General features: G+C 38.6%; 21 protein-coding genes and 1 pseudogene. 10 read left to right on the forward strand and 12 right to left on the reverse strand.

Annotated features, from left to right (window positions below):
- The first annotated feature begins 266 nt into the window (after positions 1 to 266).
- The 3 genes from AB1A03_RS13045 (at position 267) to AB1A03_RS13055 (ending at position 2,366) form a co-directional block, all read left to right on the forward strand.
- The gene (locus tag AB1A03_RS13045) at positions 267 to 854 is read left to right on the forward strand and encodes a P-loop nucleotide/nucleoside kinase family protein (protein ID WP_354625064.1); all 588 of its coding nucleotides are present in this window, start codon (positions 267 to 269) and stop codon (positions 852 to 854) included.
- A 248-nt stretch (positions 855 to 1,102) separates the two neighbouring features.
- Positions 1,103 to 1,966 (forward strand): MATE family efflux transporter, encoded by an 864-nt coding sequence (locus AB1A03_RS13050; protein WP_354625065.1) that lies wholly within the window; start codon positions 1,103 to 1,105, stop codon positions 1,964 to 1,966.
- Positions 1,905 to 2,366 (forward strand): MATE family efflux transporter, encoded by a 462-nt coding sequence (locus tag AB1A03_RS13055; protein ID WP_354625066.1) that lies wholly within the window; start codon positions 1,905 to 1,907, stop codon positions 2,364 to 2,366. Before AB1A03_RS13050 ends, AB1A03_RS13055 begins: the two co-directional genes overlap by 62 nt.
- Before the next feature lie 172 nt (positions 2,367 to 2,538).
- Here the strand turns inward: AB1A03_RS13055 and AB1A03_RS13060 are convergent, their stop codons facing one another.
- The 8 genes from AB1A03_RS13060 to AB1A03_RS13095 form a co-directional block, all read right to left on the reverse strand.
- On the reverse strand, positions 2,539 to 3,147 hold the full coding sequence (locus AB1A03_RS13060; RefSeq protein WP_354625067.1) for an ABC transporter permease: 609 nt from the start codon (positions 3,145 to 3,147) through the stop codon (positions 2,539 to 2,541).
- Positions 3,148 to 3,260: 113 nt separating this feature from the next.
- On the reverse strand, positions 3,261 to 3,482 hold the full coding sequence (locus tag AB1A03_RS13065) for a hypothetical protein (protein ID WP_354625068.1): 222 nt from the start codon (positions 3,480 to 3,482) through the stop codon (positions 3,261 to 3,263).
- 2 nt (positions 3,483 to 3,484) lie between these two features.
- Positions 3,485 to 4,462: an ABC transporter permease gene (locus AB1A03_RS13070; RefSeq protein WP_354625069.1), complete on the reverse strand. Its 978-nt coding sequence runs from the start codon at positions 4,460 to 4,462 to the stop codon at positions 3,485 to 3,487.
- Positions 4,463 to 4,592: 130 nt separating this feature from the next.
- Complete coding sequence (locus AB1A03_RS13075) at positions 4,593 to 4,994, reverse strand: periplasmic substrate-binding domain-containing protein (protein WP_354625070.1); 402 nt, start codon at positions 4,992 to 4,994, stop codon at positions 4,593 to 4,595.
- Positions 4,984 to 6,144, reverse strand: a complete 1,161-nt coding sequence (locus AB1A03_RS13080; RefSeq protein WP_354625071.1) for an ABC transporter substrate-binding protein — start codon at positions 6,142 to 6,144, stop codon at positions 4,984 to 4,986. Before AB1A03_RS13080 ends, AB1A03_RS13075 begins: the two co-directional genes overlap by 11 nt.
- Before the next feature lie 87 nt (positions 6,145 to 6,231).
- Positions 6,232 to 6,942: an ATP-binding cassette domain-containing protein gene (locus AB1A03_RS13085; protein ID WP_354625310.1), complete on the reverse strand. Its 711-nt coding sequence runs from the start codon at positions 6,940 to 6,942 to the stop codon at positions 6,232 to 6,234.
- The gene (locus AB1A03_RS13090; protein ID WP_354625072.1) at positions 6,915 to 7,325 is read right to left on the reverse strand and encodes an ABC transporter ATP-binding protein; all 411 of its coding nucleotides are present in this window, start codon (positions 7,323 to 7,325) and stop codon (positions 6,915 to 6,917) included. The genes AB1A03_RS13085 and AB1A03_RS13090 overlap by 28 nt, the downstream gene beginning before the upstream one ends.
- A 16-nt stretch (positions 7,326 to 7,341) precedes the next feature.
- On the reverse strand, positions 7,342 to 7,947 hold the full coding sequence (locus AB1A03_RS13095) for an ABC transporter ATP-binding protein (protein WP_354625073.1): 606 nt from the start codon (positions 7,945 to 7,947) through the stop codon (positions 7,342 to 7,344).
- Between the two features lie 293 nt (positions 7,948 to 8,240).
- Here AB1A03_RS13095 and AB1A03_RS13100 point away from each other — a divergent pair, with 293 nt between their 5' ends.
- Positions 8,241 to 8,870 (forward strand): PEP-CTERM sorting domain-containing protein, encoded by a 630-nt coding sequence (locus AB1A03_RS13100; RefSeq protein ID WP_354625074.1) that lies wholly within the window; start codon positions 8,241 to 8,243, stop codon positions 8,868 to 8,870.
- A gap of 414 nt (positions 8,871 to 9,284) precedes the next feature.
- On the opposite strand, the gene AB1A03_RS13105 is transcribed toward AB1A03_RS13100, so the two are convergent.
- Both AB1A03_RS13105 and AB1A03_RS13110 read right to left on the reverse strand, forming a co-directional pair.
- Positions 9,285 to 9,809 carry a hypothetical protein gene (locus tag AB1A03_RS13105; RefSeq protein ID WP_354625075.1) on the reverse strand — a complete coding sequence of 175 codons (525 nt, stop codon included), beginning with the start codon at positions 9,807 to 9,809 and terminating at the stop codon, positions 9,285 to 9,287.
- Between the two features lie 59 nt (positions 9,810 to 9,868).
- A complete protein-coding gene (locus tag AB1A03_RS13110; RefSeq protein WP_354625076.1) occupies positions 9,869 to 10,510 on the reverse strand; it encodes a MalM family protein in 642 nt (213 codons plus the stop codon).
- Positions 10,511 to 10,760: 250 nt separating this feature from the next.
- Between AB1A03_RS13110 and AB1A03_RS13115 the strand changes: the two are divergent.
- The 3 genes and pseudogenes from AB1A03_RS13115 to AB1A03_RS13125 all read left to right on the forward strand — a co-directional run bounded on the left by AB1A03_RS13115 (position 10,761) and on the right by AB1A03_RS13125 (position 12,393).
- Positions 10,761 to 11,529 (forward strand): annotated as a pseudogene (locus AB1A03_RS13115) (class II glutamine amidotransferase).
- 166 nt (positions 11,530 to 11,695) lie between these two features.
- Positions 11,696 to 12,091 (forward strand): hypothetical protein, encoded by a 396-nt coding sequence (locus AB1A03_RS13120; RefSeq protein ID WP_354625077.1) that lies wholly within the window; start codon positions 11,696 to 11,698, stop codon positions 12,089 to 12,091.
- An 11-nt stretch (positions 12,092 to 12,102) separates the two neighbouring features.
- Positions 12,103 to 12,393: an OmpA family protein gene (locus AB1A03_RS13125; RefSeq protein ID WP_354625078.1), complete on the forward strand. Its 291-nt coding sequence runs from the start codon at positions 12,103 to 12,105 to the stop codon at positions 12,391 to 12,393.
- Positions 12,394 to 12,523: 130 nt separating this feature from the next.
- Here the strand turns inward: AB1A03_RS13125 and smrB are convergent, their stop codons facing one another.
- Together smrB and AB1A03_RS13135 are read right to left on the reverse strand one after the other, a co-directional pair.
- Complete coding sequence (gene smrB / locus AB1A03_RS13130) at positions 12,524 to 12,859, reverse strand: endonuclease SmrB (protein WP_354625311.1); 336 nt, start codon at positions 12,857 to 12,859, stop codon at positions 12,524 to 12,526.
- Positions 12,832 to 13,068: a hypothetical protein gene (locus AB1A03_RS13135; RefSeq protein WP_354625079.1), complete on the reverse strand. Its 237-nt coding sequence runs from the start codon at positions 13,066 to 13,068 to the stop codon at positions 12,832 to 12,834. Before AB1A03_RS13135 ends, smrB begins: the two co-directional genes overlap by 28 nt.
- 86 nt (positions 13,069 to 13,154) lie before the next feature.
- Here AB1A03_RS13135 and prmB point away from each other — a divergent pair, with 86 nt between their 5' ends.
- The 3 genes from prmB to AB1A03_RS13150 all read left to right on the forward strand — a co-directional run bounded on the left by prmB (position 13,155) and on the right by AB1A03_RS13150 (position 15,756).
- Positions 13,155 to 14,072, forward strand: coding sequence for a 50S ribosomal protein L3 N(5)-glutamine methyltransferase (prmB, locus tag AB1A03_RS13140; protein WP_354625080.1), 918 nt, complete (start codon positions 13,155 to 13,157; stop codon positions 14,070 to 14,072).
- A 36-nt stretch (positions 14,073 to 14,108) separates the two neighbouring features.
- Positions 14,109 to 15,197 (forward strand): chorismate synthase, encoded by a 1,089-nt coding sequence (gene aroC, locus AB1A03_RS13145; RefSeq protein ID WP_354625081.1) that lies wholly within the window; start codon positions 14,109 to 14,111, stop codon positions 15,195 to 15,197.
- Between the two features lie 211 nt (positions 15,198 to 15,408).
- Positions 15,409 to 15,756, forward strand: a complete 348-nt coding sequence (locus tag AB1A03_RS13150; RefSeq protein WP_354625082.1) for a Cfr10I/Bse634I family restriction endonuclease — start codon at positions 15,409 to 15,411, stop codon at positions 15,754 to 15,756.
- The last annotated feature ends 34 nt before the right edge of the window (positions 15,757 to 15,790 follow it).

Raw genomic sequence — 15,790 nt, forward strand, 5'->3', positions numbered from 1 at the left:
TTTTTACGCCTTTCGTTTACTGGCTGAGTCGTCATGATTGAGCGTTGAAAATTTAATCTAAGACTTTTCCAATCCACTATATCGCAAAATTATTAGCGAACAATTTGATTCTAGTGCCATTAATAGATAATGTGATGATTCAATTAGATATATATAGCACGTTAATACAAAGTGAAATCCCCCTTTTGTTTACTTAATTTAGGTCAGAAATATTGTATTTAAGGGGCTGTATAATGGCATTTTAATATTTTAAATAAGGAATAATAATGAAACGCTTAATTCTTGTCACCTCCCCACCAGCAAGTGGCAAAACCTATATTTCCAAGCAATTAGCCAAAGCGCTTAAACATGTTGTCTATTTAGATAAAGATACACTTATTGTGCTATCTCACCAGATTTTTAAAGCCGCTAATGCAGAAGTGAACCGTAGTTCAGATTTTTTTGAAGAGCATATTCGTAATTACGAATATGATGCGATTTTAGCGCTGGCGATGGAAGCCTTGGAATATGAGGATATCGTACTCATTAATGCCCCTTTTACCCGTGAAATAAGAGATACCGCTTTTATTGATGCGTTGAAAGATAAGTTATTAGAAAAAAATGCCCGCCTAACCGTTGTTTGGGTAGCAACTGATATTGATGTTGTGAAACAGCGTATGATTGAACGAAATTCGCCGCGAGATACCTGGAAACTTGATAATTGGGATGAGTATATTAAAGGAGTTAATTTCGCGATTCCAAGCAGTATCGATGAAGCTCATATTCATGATGATTTATTGCTATTCCATAACTCTAATGAGGAGCAATACCAGCGCTCTATGCAGGATATTTTAGCCGTATTAGAGGCCAAGTAACTTTAGTGTTCATTACTCCTTAGTAATCAACTGCGATTGCTAAGGTGTGTTATTTGTCTATATTGTTGATAAGTTTATGTTTTTATTTCATATTCACCTAGCATAAATTCATGTTTCACTGCTACGGTATTGAACAGAAAATATATCTACTGTTTTTGATGACGGATTTGCACAGTTTTTCTCTTTTTTAACACATGTTATTTTACGCACTATCCTCCTATAGTTGCAGCACAAACTAAGGAGTTTCAATGACCATTACGAAAAATCAAAATGAAAACAATAAATCACATATAAACAGTGGATTATATAGGGTTATTAAGCTTGCTTTTCCTGTTGCGCTGCAAAGTGCTTTAGTTGCAATATTAGCCATAGCTGATGTGTTAATGGTTAGTGATTTCGGCCATGGTGCGACAGCGGCTGTTGGTATCGCATCAAAGTGGCAATTTGTTGCCATTATTATTATGGCTGGCATGGCATCGGCACATGGTGTTTTAGTCGCACAGTATTGGGGGAAAGGTGATGTCTCTGCGGCAAAAACTATTACCATATTAGTTATTAATTGTGGTACTAAATTACTGATTCCCATTACGCTAATGATCACATTACTTTCTGGTTACATTATGTTGTTGCAAACAACAGATAGTAACGTTATTGCATTAGGTTCAACTTACCTTTATTACAGCTTTCCTGTGTTGCTATTAACGCATTTAGTGATTGTTTCTGAATCAGCTTTACGCTCTTCAGGCGATACCGTTACGCCTTTATATCTAGGTATGATAACTATTATTGTTAATATTGCCTTAAACTTTTGGCTTATTAAAGGCGGATTAGGTGTACCCGCAATGGGGGTTGCTGGTGCTGCTTTAGCAACGACGATCTCACGTCTATTGCAAGTTATGCTTATGGTTGGATTATTGTACTGGCGTAAACATTGGTTATTCACAGTTATGCCATTAAAGGACTCTACATTTTTATGGAAATCGATAAAAACTTGCAGTTCCCTCTACTGCAAGTGCTTTAGTTTGGGCAATTGGTACGCTTGTTTATCAGATGGTTTTTGGCCATATGGGAACCACAGAACTGACGGTTTTCAGTATGATTGGCCCCTTTGAGTCTTTGTGTTATTCACTGTTTTTTGGTCTTTCAGTTGCTTGTTCTGTCTTATTGGGACAGTCATTGGGGAGAGATGATTTTGCCCAAGCATTAGATATGTCAAAATACTTTATCAAAATAGTATTGGTATTTGGCGGTATAATTGGGTTATTGCTCCTACTTGGCCAACACACCATTTTATCATGGTTAAACTTAGCCAGTGATGAACTTTACCCTCTTGCATCACCTGCATTAATGATATTTTGCTGTGCGATATGGTTACGTATGCTCAATATGATTATTATTAATGGGATGTTAAGAGCTGGAGGCGATAACCTGTTTTGTTTACGTATGGATTTTATCTCAACTTGGGTCGTTGGGGTTCCAGTACGGCATTTGCCGCTTTTGTTCTGCATTTAGATTTTAAATACGTCTATATGATGATGCTAAGTGAGGAGGTTGTAAAATTTATCCTCTGTTTTTCTCGTTACTTAAAACGTCATTGGATTAATAACTTGACAATGACGAGCGCATAAATAAAAAGGATTATTCCATAGGGAATAATCCTTTTAGCTATAAAAGATATGAGAAACTAACCTTTATAAATCTTTGGGTTAAAGGCATCTCTTAGCCAATCTCCCAATAAGTTAATGACCAAAACTAATGTCACTAACACGATCCCTGGGAAAACGGTAATCCACCAAGCGCCAGAGAATATGTATTTGAAGCCGATGCTTATTAAAGCGCCCAGTGAAGGCTGATCAACGGGTAAACCTAAGCCTAAAAAGGAGAGGGCGGCTTCCGACATAATCGCATTAGCGACCTGAACCGTTGAGATAACTAAAATAGGTGATAGACAGTTTGGTAGGATATGTCTAAACATAATACGCAGTGATTTTAAGCCCATTACTTGTGCAGCTTCAACATATTCCTTCTGTTTTTCTGCGAGTACGGTTGCGCGTATTGTCCGTGCGTATTGTGGCCATTCAGCAATGCCGATGATGACAATCAATAGGATCACCGCATATTGACTAAAAAATTCACTACCAAAGGTCGCTTTGAAGATAGCCGACACAATAATGGCGACCATCATGGTAGAAAAGGATAACTGAATATCGGCAAAGCGCATTAAAAAGCCATCAATACGGCCTCCAAAATAGCCTGCCGACAAGCCAATAACAATACCCAGTATTAATTGCACGGCAACGGCTAAAAAACCAATCGTTAGCGATAAACGAGAGCCATAAAGAATCGTTGATAAAACATCTCGGCCTTGGTCATCGGTACCTAGTATGAAGCGTGTATCGCCATCCTCTAACCAAGATGGGGGAGCTCTGAATCCATTAAATCTATCGCATTTAAGTCATAGGGATTCGTTGGTGCAATCAATGGAGCGAACAGTGCAGCTAAGAAGAACGCTAAAAATAGTGCAAAGCTCAGCATGGCGACTTTATCTCTTAAAAAGTAGTAAATGAGATCCGAGTCTTTAAAGCGTTTCCAGCGAGAAGGAACATGTGAAGAGGTGATGTTATTCATAATTAAGCGCCTTTACCGGTAATGTTTACAGTTGGGTTAATGATCCCATATAACAAGTCGACAATGGTATTTGTGACTACAAAAATTAAACCTACAAAAATGACATAGGCGGTAATTAAGGGGGTATCAACGCGGTTTATCGCTTCTAAAAAGAGGAATCCAGTGCCAGGCCATTGGAATACCGTTTCCGTTAAAATGGTGTAAGCGACCATTGTGCCGATTTGTACGCCACCAACTGTAATAACGGGTAACATAGTGTTTTTAAGCGCATGTTGATAATATATTTTATTCATCGACAAGCCTTTCGCCGTGGCAAATTTCACATATTCTGAGCTCAACGCTTCGAGCATTTCAGAACGTACCAAGCGAATAAATAGTGGCATCATTATTGAAGATAATGAAATGCAGGGCAAAATAAGGTGTAACAGCCCATCTTTTGTTAAATAACCAGTTTCCCAACCTAAAATATTAACGGTTTCTCCCCGGCCATAGGAAGGTAACCAGTTAAGTTCTATTGAGAATAAGTACATAAGTAATATTGCTGTTAGGAATACAGGTACAGATATACCTAGGCTACTCACGGCCATGATGATTTTAGTCCATGTACTTTTAGGATTTATTGCTGAGTAGACACCGAGCGGAATGGAAATGAAAATAATCAGCAAGGTCGCGCCTAATACTAATTCAAGGGTTGCTTGTAACTTACTTAAAATAATTTCAACCGCTGGTTTTTTGAAGAAATAGGAGTTCCCTAAATCACCTTTTACGGCATTACTGATAAAGCGAGTATATTTGGTCAGATAAGGGTCATTGAGACCTAATTCATTACGTAATACTTGTCGTTGTTCTTCTGATACAGATTGCCCGACTAATTCACGTAATGGGTCTCCTAGATTATCCTGAATAGCGAAGGCTACCAGACTGATCACAAACATCACTATCAGAGCCTGAAATAGGCGCTGGACCAAAAACGTAAACATTGATATATCCCTTTTATAAAAATAATGTTTTATATGCCCGATGCTCAGACATAAGATTATTTGCAGATAAAAATATGGCCCTAAATGAATATTTAGGGCCAGTTATTATGGTTATAAACTCATAAAAATATTATTTAACGACTAGGTCACCAAAGTATGGGAAGTTCATAGCATTAACAATAGGTGCTACTTGTAAATTAGATTTTGCTCCCCAAGCTAGGTTTTGCCAGTGTAGAGGAACAAATGCAGCCTCATCATATAGAATTTTTTCAACACGTTGTAACATTTTAGCACGTAGTGCAGGATTCGTTTCCATGTTAGATTTATTAACTAGATCATCTACTTCTGAGTTTGAATAGTGACCACAGTTATAGGCTCCTTTACCTGTTTCTGCGTTACGAGTCATGGTTAAGAACTCTGAAAAGTTAGCAGAATCTTCAGTATCTGAATGCCAACCTATCATCATCATATCAGCAGAGCAAAGATCGAATTCAGGCCAGTATTGTGCCTTTGGCAGGGTTTTAAAGATCAACTTTAATACCAATTTTAGAGAGCATAGCAGAAGCTGCTTGTGCAATCTGAGCATCATTAACATAACGATTATTTGGTGCCATCATGGTTAGTTTGAAGCCTTTTTCATAACCCGCTTCTTTCATTAATTGCTTCGCTTTTTTAAGGTCATAACGAGGAACAAGTGCTGCGTCATAACCAGCATAACCTGCAGGTCCTTGTTGTCCTGCTGTTGTTGCAAAGCCTTTCATGATTTTTTTAACGATACCATCGTTATTAATGGCGTGGACAATCGCTTGACGAACACGGACATCTTTAAGTGCAGGATTACTTTCTTGATTCATTTGGAAAGTAATAATACGAGTGCCTGGTACTGTAATTAAGTCAACACCTTTGGTTTTTTCTACACGGTTATGGTCATTAGGTGCAACAGGATTGATTAAATCAACATCACCAGAAAGTAATGCAGCAACACGGGTCGCATTTTCTTTAATTGGCACTAACGTTAATTTATCAACATTGCCAGGTGATTTAGTATCCCAGTAATCTTTGAAACGCTCAAATACAACTTTAATACCTTGCTCACGTGATGTTACCGTGAAAGGACCTGTACCTGAAACATTTGTAGAAGCAAATGAGCCACCATGTTTTACAATGGCTGCTTTGTCTTTGCCATCCATTTCACCAGAGTAAAATTTGCTATCCATTGGAAAAATATAAGTCGCAGTTTGTAAAACTAACGGGTAAGGCTCACTCGATTTGAGTTCCACGGTATAGTCGTCAACTTTAACCATCGCGTCGTATGGTGCAAAAACACCTTTAAAGTCTCCAGAAATCTTTAAACGATTGAATGTCCAGATAACATCATCAGCTGTTAGGCTATTTCCTGAATGGAATTTAACACCTTTGCGCAGTTGGAAGCGGAAAGTGTTTGCGTCAATACGTTCCCATTTTTCAGCTATACGAGGTTCAAACTCTAACTCTTTAGTAAAACGAACAAGTGGATCAAATAACATGTGTGACATTTGTAAAGTGCCACCAGAAAGCTGCTCGTGTGGATCAAGTGAAACCGGATCCGCATCATAGGCTACTGTTATGTCTGCTGCCGCTGCTGAAAAACTCAGTCCTGCTGCAAATAAAGCAATTGCAAGTTTTGTTTTTAAAAATTTCATTAAATAGCCCCTTTAATGGGGACATTTCCCTTTGGTTTGGTGGTTATTAGAAAATATTTCAACCTTGGATAAGCCAGCTTATCTTTTCTATGCGTTTTCTAATTTGTTTCTAAGCCCTTTAAATTCAGGCATTAATGATACAAGATGTTTACTATATTGATGTTGCGGATTGACAAACAGCTGTTCTGTTTCTGCAACCTCTACAAGTTGCCCTTGCTTCATCACGCCAATGCGATCGCACACTTGACGAATAACTGGCAAATCATGACTAATGAATAACATAGTTAGGTTTAGCTCATCTTGCAGATCTTTCAATAAATTAAGAATTTGTGCTTGTACTGATACATCTAATGCCGATGTAGGTTCATCACAGATTAATAGGCGAGGGCGTGTTGCCAATGCTCTTGCTATTGAGATACGTTGACGTTGTCCGCCAGAAAATTCATGTGGATATTTTACGCCAGCCATTCGGCCAAGACCAACATGATCTAAGAGGTCATGCACTATTTGCCGTATTTCAGCTTCAGATTTAGCTAATTTATGAAAGCGAATGGGTTCGGAGATAATATCGAAAATTTTCATGCGAGGATTCATTGACGTATAAGGATTTTGGAAAACCATCTGCATTTGTCTACGTATAGGACGGCGTTGGCTTTCTGATTTCAATGCTGTTAAATCAACGCCTTCGAAGGTTATTTTACCAGCATCGGCGCCATATAAGCCTGCAATAACGCGGGCAATCGTTGATTTACCCGAGCCTGATTCGCCAACTAAACCAAATGTCTCTCCTTCATTGATATGAAAAGTGACATTTTTAGATGCCTGTACATACTCTCGATGACTAGCAAAAAAGAGTCTTTAGTAATAAATCGCAAACTAACATTTTCCACATTGAGTAGCGGTCCTGTGTAGATTTTTTGATCTTCGCTTTGTCCTAGCCAATGATTTTTAATATCGAGTTGCTTCATTTCACTGGCTTCTTCGATATAACTGACAAGTGGGAATCGGTCTAGTTTGATATCCGAGCGGGGCACGGCTGATATCAAGCTGCGAGTATAGTCATGATTCGGATTGCCAAGTACTTTTGCCGTAGTGCCAAATTCAACTAAATCACCACGATACATAACCGCGACTTTATCGGTCACATTAGATACTACGCCCATATCATGAGTAACTAGCATACAGCCAACATTTTTTTCAACACAGAGTTGACGTATAAGGGTCAGTATTTGATCTTTGAATAGAAACATCGAGGGCAGTGGTAGGTTCATCAGCAATAATTAAATCAGGTTCTCCAGAGAGGGCGATAGCGATAACAACACGTTGCCTCATCCCACCTGAAAATTGATGGGGATACTGTTTGATGCGAATATGTGGCTCAGGAATGCCCACTTGTTCCATTAAACTAAGCGCACGGGAAAAGGCATCTTCGGGTGATACATCTAGATTAGCCAGAATGGTTTCAGTTATTTGCTGTTCAGATGTAAAAAGAGGATTTAAGGAGGTCATGGGATCTTGAAAGATGAAACCAATTTTAGAGCCGCGAACAGTGCGCATTTGATTTGTAGACAAGCCCGAAATTTTTTCACCATCGAGATAAATATCTCCATTAGCAATAACACCTGGTGGGCTTAAAAGGTCAATTACAGCATTCCCTACAGTTGATTTTCCCGCCCCTGATTCACCTACGACACCTACAATTTCACCTCTTTCAATAGTTAAAGAAAGCGATTTAACGGCGGCGTGAACGCCATGCCGAGAAGGGTATTCAATGCGAAGGTTTTTTACTTCTAATAAAGACATTATTTGCTACCTGCAACTTAATAAACATTTACCAAGTTTTAAAAGTTATTCTATCCTATTGTCAGCCAAATTGCTGACACAAGTGGATAATATTAACAAGAAATTCAATTAGCTCAATACTCTTCACATAAAAATGACATAATCATTCCATTTGTTCCTATGTTAAATTTAAATGTCGAATAATTTTACGACTCTTAAATAGTCAAAATATGAAAACAATTAAATACAACGTGTTATGTATGTGGTATTAAATTTGCTTTAAGTTTACTTCAACTTATCAAATGGAATTACATATGAACAAATTTATAAAAAGTGCATTATCTATTTCCGTGCTTGGCTTTATCTCTTTGCAAGCTCAAGCTGGTGTTGTTTTTTCATTCACTGAGTCTGGTGGTAATGTGTTAATGAATTCATCTGGCGTACTTAATACGGCTGAATTGGTAAGTTCCTCACCGTCAGGATGGGGCGGGGTTGGTGTTGAGACCAACGCTTCGCAACAATCCGACATAATGGGGGATACTACTATGGGCGGGCTAGATGTGGCATTTGGTTTTCACGATGGTACTGATTTCAGCCCTTGGATAGGGGATATGTTCACTACTTCGAATTTTGGTTGGTCAACGAGTGGGACGACTCAATTCGCCACCTATATTATGGATCCTCTTCGCACTCCTGGAATTGGCATATCTTCTGCTGATTTGATTGGTGATTTTTGGACGCCAGATGTTTCTTGGTCTAAGTCTGGAACTTTTGCAAATCTTGGTTTGACTGCTGGCGATTACACAATCACTGATGTTTTAACAGGGGAGTTTATATCAATTAAAATTGGAAATGTCACCTCAGCAGTCCCAGAGCCTACATCCTTCGCATTGGTGTTACTTGGCCTTGCTGGTTTAGTTTTTTCACGAAGAAAATCAATCTAAAAAATATATTCTTATTGATAAAAAGCATTGACGATGATCAATGCTTTTTTATTTTCAAAGTATATTCAACCTGCATAAGCTAGATATGTGATTTTAGCAGTATAACTAAAGCTCTCTTTTTTATTCGCTAAATAGCTCCTGCCAATATCATAAAGTCATTTAAGTCAATATTTCTAACTTCATGCTGTCGTTTTTTACTCTCAGGTCTATCTTGGTGATTAAAATAATAGATAGCAGCGTTTCTGCTGTTACTCTAGCATTTTTCCTCAACCAGCTACGACCAAAATATTATGCTGATTGGTATAAGTATAAATAGGTTGGTGCAGGTAAATATTAGATTTAAATTTTTACAAAAAAAAGCCAGTGAGGGAGCCCATCACTGGCTTTTTATCCTGTTCACTTTAAAGATGGGGGTTACTGTCCATCTCTTGCTTTAAGGGCGTCGACAAAGGTTTTTCTAGCTGTTGTCGATCCTTCTGATTCTGCTTTATTCACTAATTGCAGAGCTTTAGCTGTTTGTTTAGCGGCAACGGCATCTTTAATTTGTTGGTTGATATCTTTTTTTACCTCTACACGAGTTTGAGGTGTTTTATTGTTATCAAGCGCATCAAGGAACGTCTGTCTTGCGCTTGGCGAACCCGCAGCTTCCGCTTGATCAACCAATGCGAGCGCTTTCGCTATCTCATTGACAGAAATCGCATCAATAATTTCTTGGTTATATTCTTGTTCACTGAGTACTACTGTTTCGTTGCGTTTTTTAAGTGCATCGGTGAAGGTCGTGCGAGCCGTTGTGGAACCTATAGATTCAGCTTCATGTACCAGCGTTAGTGCACGAGAAATTTCATTATCTGCAATTGCAGCTAAGATTTCCGTGTTGTAGTGTGCATCTTGTTCCGATATAGACTCTGATTTAGGCTCGATTGATAAAAGGTTTGCCAATGGATTGTAGCCATTTTCACTATCCGTTGTTGTATTTTTACTCGCAACATTAAGCTCTATTAAACCAGTTGCAGAATGGGGATAATCGGATCTGGGATCTCTGGTGGTACTGTACTGTGAGCAATAGCAAAAGCTTTCGCAGGGTGGATTATGGTTGTGCCTCCCTTCATGTTTTCTGGCGAAGTATGGAATAAAATATAAGTTTCATTCGCAGGATTATTCGCTTGTTGGCGATATATAGTTAATGAAGCGAATAGCCTGTCGCCTTTTAATACCTTAGCTTCTTTATAAATAAATTGTCTGGCTTTGATGGTACGAGTCACTTTAAAGTTGGCATCTAATAATGTTACTTCAGGCATTAACACTGAATCAAATATTAAACTATCCATCTCTAATCTTAATTCTTGGCTTTTACTTGTTATTTTATAGGCTTCAACAAAGCTTTTGCCGTTAGCAAAATTATAAGCTTGTGATTGATCTGTAATCGCGATGCTTAGCGGCCCATCACTCTTTATCTCTTTATATTTTAATTGTTGAAAAGTAGTACAACAAACGGTTTTGTTTGCTAATTCATTGCGGGCTTTTGCTATTGGTTGAAACGCATTTGTATTTGCTTCTTGAGTCGCTTCTAATGAATAATTTGAACAGCTTGCGAGGAGTAAGCTAGTAAGTAAAATAACAGAGGATTGTCTGATAACCATATTCCATATCCTGATTTGAAGAAAGACCATGACTATAACGACATTTATCGAAAAATCCAGTAGTAATAGTCGTAATGGTTTGAGACAAGGTAATATATGCGTCTGGTCTCAAAATTTATACTTACCCAAAGTCACTATGGATGCGGTTTTTATTAGTATGAGCAGATTTTTTACGATTAGGAATAGTTATCAATTCGGCTGTGCATGTTATCCTTATCAAATTGTATTTGAATCATTGAGGATTGCTTAAATGTGCGAACTATTAGGCATGAGTGCCAACGTACCGACTGATATTTGTTTTAGTTTTAGTGGATTAGTTAAACGTGGTGGTGATACTGGGCCACATAAGGATGGTTGGGGAATTACCTTTTACGAAGGAAAGGGGTGTCGTAGTTTTAAGATATCCTCGACCAAGTTGCGATTCACGTGTTGCGCAGTTGGTAAAAGAGTATCCCATTAAGAGCAAATCCGTTATTAGCCATATTCGCCAAGCCAATAGAGGGGGGGTGAGTTTGGAAAATACCCATCCATTTACACGCGAACTATGGGGAAAAAATTGGACCTATGCGCATAATGGTCAGCTAACAGGCTATGAAGCCCTGCCAATGGGGCGTGCATTGCCCGTTGGTGAAACGGATAGTGAGCGTGCATTTTGTTGGATTCTTGAACAAATATCTGAAGATTATTCCAATGAGCCTACAGATATGTTGCCAGTGTTTAAAAAAATCGCCAGTTATGCTGATACGCTCCGTAAAATGGGGGTGTTTAATATGCTTTTAAGCGATGGTGAATACGTTATGTGCTATTGCACGAATAACTTGCATTGGATAACGCGGCGCGCTCCCTTTGGTAAGGCACAGTTGATTGATGAGGATATGACCGTTGATTTTCAGCAGGAGACATCGGATAGCGATATTGTTACTGTTATTGCAACTAGACCATTAACGAAAGATGAACAGTGGGTAAAAATGTCCGAGGGTGAATTTTGCGTTTTTCATTTCGGTGAACGTATTTTATAAGGGGGGATAAATTATTTTTTCCTTTTAATCATCCTTTATGGGCTTAATTGAGTGGCGTAGATAGTTTGTTTTTCATTAAAATCAGCGTCTTTTAGTCTTTTTTTTTGCATAACTTTAACCATGTATTATACTCGTTTTACTTGCTGTTATTTAAATGAGGTTAGTTATGTTCAATTTTAAAAAAGCGTTACCTGCTGCATCTTTATTGCTAATTGTCTCTGGCTGTTCAACAGTCGATGTAGGGCCTGTTCAGAGTAAAATCGACGCCGCTAAATCAGGTCCTGATGGTGCTTGTATTGTTGCAACACATCAAGCTGCCATGGATATAGCTAATGCAGAAGCAATTCTTGATGGACGTGAGAAGGTAAGACAATCAACCTATGATAAAGCAATGGCTGCAGCCGACTCGGCAGTTGCAAACCGCGCTATTGTTGAGGATACCTGTTATGTTCGTTCAGAAGAATTAGCCGGAGTTTTTACTGCTCATCTTGAAGAGTATGCAATGTTTCGAGCAAAACTCCATCAAGTGGGGATATTTTGCGTGGTGTTACTTTCCACGTAGGGTCTTCTGATTTGACGGACGAAGCTAAAACTGTGTTAAATATTTTAGCTAATAACTTAATGAGACAACCGAAGAAAGCCGTTGTCATTGGTTTCTCATCTAATACAGGTGATGCTAAATCGAACTTGATGTTATCGCAAAAACGAGCTGAAAGCGTTGTTGCTTATTTAGTTTCTAAGGGAGTTGATGGTAATTTGTTACTCGCGACAGGTTATGGTCAAGCTTACCCGATTGCGAGTAACGACACCGCTGAAGGTCGTACTGCCAATCAGCGTGTAGAAATTAAATATTTAAATCAATAAGATGTATTGTATCGTTTAATCGATAACTATTGATAATAAATGTTAAGCCCTCGATATTGAGGGCTTTTTTAATGGCTTCCCCAAACGCGATGAATAGTTATAAAGTATGCGTCAAATTGCGCTATACCTTTTATTTTTCATATTCACGCTTCATCTGCCAATCTTCAAGTTCAACTAAAACAAGTAGGGCTCCATGACCACCGAATTCAAGGGGGGCTTGATGAAAGGCTAAAATATCAGGATGTTGGGCCAACCATAATGGCACTTGTTTTTTTAACACATATTTACCGACACCGTGCATGACGCTACAGCAGTATAGTCCCTCTTTTTTGCAACATGCAATCAAAGCACCGAGCTCGCGCTTAGCTTCCTCTTGAGTTAATCCATGTAAATCTAAAATAATTTCGGGTGCAAAATCACCACGTCTTAACTGTTTTATTAAATATTTTTGAGCATCTTGTCGGATATAAAGGAACGGTTCTCTTCGGCAAGGTGTGGCTCAAAGCCATCGGAGAAATGTTCACTCTCAAAGGAAGCAATAATAGTTTTTTGAATTACCTGTTTTTTCTTATTGTTTTTAGGCGGTAGTTTTATGGTATCCTGTTTTAATTTTTTAATACCAGAAAACTCTGCACTGAATAGTGAAAAATCATCATTTTTAGTTTTATCGGTCATGGTCTTTCCAAAGCGCTATTTTGATGTCAGTAGTTTACCCCAATTACATTGAAAATGTGATTGCTATTACCTAATTGGAGTCTACATTGGATAGCATTTTAAAAGAAGAAGCGGTTAATGAGTTATTAACAATTCAAGACATGATCCGCTGGGCAACCACTGAATTTAACCGTGCAGGGCTTTTTTATGGGCATGGTGCTGATAATGCGTTAGATGATGCAATGCGCTTAATTTTGCCATCACTTAATTTACCTTTTTTTGCTAGTAGTGAGCTTATCAGCGGTCGTCTTACTCGTCGCGAACGGGAAATGTTAGTTGAGCTGATTGTTAAACGTATTGATCAACGTATCCCCGTCGCCTATTTAACCAATACGGCGTGGTTTTGTGGATTAGAGTTTTATGTTGATGAACGCACATTGGTGCCACGCTCTCCCTTTGCTGAATTAATTGAAGCGCGTTTCACTCCTTGGTTAAAGCAGTCACCGCAACGTATTTTGGATCTTTGTACAGGCAGTGGCTGTATCGCTATTGCCTGTGCCTATGCCTTCCCCGATGCAGAAGTTGATGCGGTGGATATTTCTGATGATGCCTTAGAAGTTGCTGATATTAATATTCAAGGGCATGGTTTAGAGCAGCAAGTTATTCCGATGTTATCGGATCTATTTTCCGGTGTAGAAAATGAAAAATATGACTTAATCGTATCAAATCCACCTTATGTTGATGCGCAAGATATGGCAAACTTACCTGAAGAATTTAAACATGAACCTGAATTAGGGTTAGCATGTGGTTACGATGGTTTAGACTTAGTTCGAAAAATGCTTTCTCAAGCGGCAGATAGACTCAACGACGGCGGTTTATTGTTTGTCGAGGTGGGTAATTCACAGGTTCATTTACAGAATAATTATCCAGAGATTCCATTTACTTGGATAGAGCTTGCTAACGGTGGGCATGGTATATTCGTGTTAACTAAAGAACAACTTGATGATATTTCAGTTAGTTTATAACCTTGGTTTAATTTATTTATAGTAGGAAAACAAATCATGGCAGGAAGCAGTATTGGCCAACTTTTTAAAGTGACCACTTTCGGCGAAAGTCACGGGGCCGCATTAGGATGTATCGTAGATGGTATACCACCTAACTTAGCTATTTGTGAAGCTGATTTACAGCACGATTTAGATAGACGTCGTCCTGGGCAGTCGCGTTATACTACAATGCGTCAAGAGGGCGATCAGGTTAAAATTTTATCTGGTGTGTTTGAAGGAAAAACAACGGGCTGTAGTATTGGTTTATTAATTGAGAATACCGATCAGCGCTCTAAAGATTATTCAGCAATTAAAGACTTATTTCGTCCTGGACATGCCGATTACACCTATCATCAAAAATATGGACACCGTGATTATCGTGGTGGTGGGCGTTCATCGGCACGTGAAACTGCAATGCGCGTAGCTGCAGGGGCTATTGCTAAGAAATATTTATTTGAGCAATTTGGCATTGTCATTCGCGGCTATTTAAGTCAACTTGGTGATATTACACCGGATCAATTGAATTGGGATGAAGTTGAAAATAATCCTTTTTTCTTTCCCGATGCAAGCAAAATATCCGCGCTTGAAGACTATATGAAAGCGCTGATTAAAGAAGGGAACTCTGTCGGAGCAAAGGTCTCCGTGGTTGCATCTGGCGTACCTGTCGGGTTAGGTGAGCCTGTATTTGACCGTTTAGATGCAGAATTGGCTCACTCATTGATGAGTATCAATGCCGTAAAAGGGGTTGAGATAGGAGATGGTTTTGCCGTTGCCAGTCAAAAAGGAACTGAACATCGTGATGAAATGACGCCAGAGGGTTTTTTATCGAATCATGCTGGTGGGATTTTAGGCGGTATTTCAACGGGGCAGGATATTATTGCTCACATTGCGTTAAAGCCAACATCGAGTTTAACGATTCCCGGACGTACCATTACCACTGATGGCGAAGCCACTGAGATGATAACTAAAGGTCGTCATGATCCCTGCGTTGGTATTCGGGCGGTACCGATTGCTGAAGCGCAAATGGCAATTACCTTATTAGACCATTTGTTACGCCATCGTGCACAAAATTTACATGTGCATACCAATACGCCTTTCCTTAAATAATATAATAAAATAGGGCGCTATTAGCGCCCTGTTTTATTATGCGCCAATTGAGCACACCTAAACATTTGATTGATGTAAATCAACAAAAAGGTTTGGGTGTCCGATTTCTTGAATAGCTTCGATTAATTGAATGGAAGAAACAGTTTCATGTTTTTCAATCGGAGGTTATTATAGTTAAAGTATTTTTAACTATTTGTAAAAAAGGGAAAATATGCCTCCGATAGTCGAATTCTCCGAAAAAGGAAAACCACAAATAAAGCGAGTGGATACATTTTGCTCTCTTCTTAATTATGAGCTTCCTTCAGAAGATTCAAGTTTTTCGGGTTTATTAGAACAATTCGATAAAATAATCAAAGATAAACATCCTCAAGTAACGTCCGGAGCATTAAGTAATTGTCATGGTGATTGGTATGAATGGATGTTAGCAGCAAATGCTTGGAATTATAGGATCAAAAACAATAAAAACTTAATTCTCCTTCTTTTACCAAATGTATCAAGTTTTGACGTGGCGGCACTATATAACGATGAGCTGTATGGTTATATTAATGATTACTATTAAAGGTAAAGAAAACTGCTGATGTACAATTAATAAC

The sequence above is a fragment of the Psychromonas sp. MME2 genome, from assembly GCF_040566515.1.
In the GTDB taxonomy this organism is placed as follows: domain Bacteria; phylum Pseudomonadota; class Gammaproteobacteria; order Enterobacterales; family Psychromonadaceae; genus Psychromonas.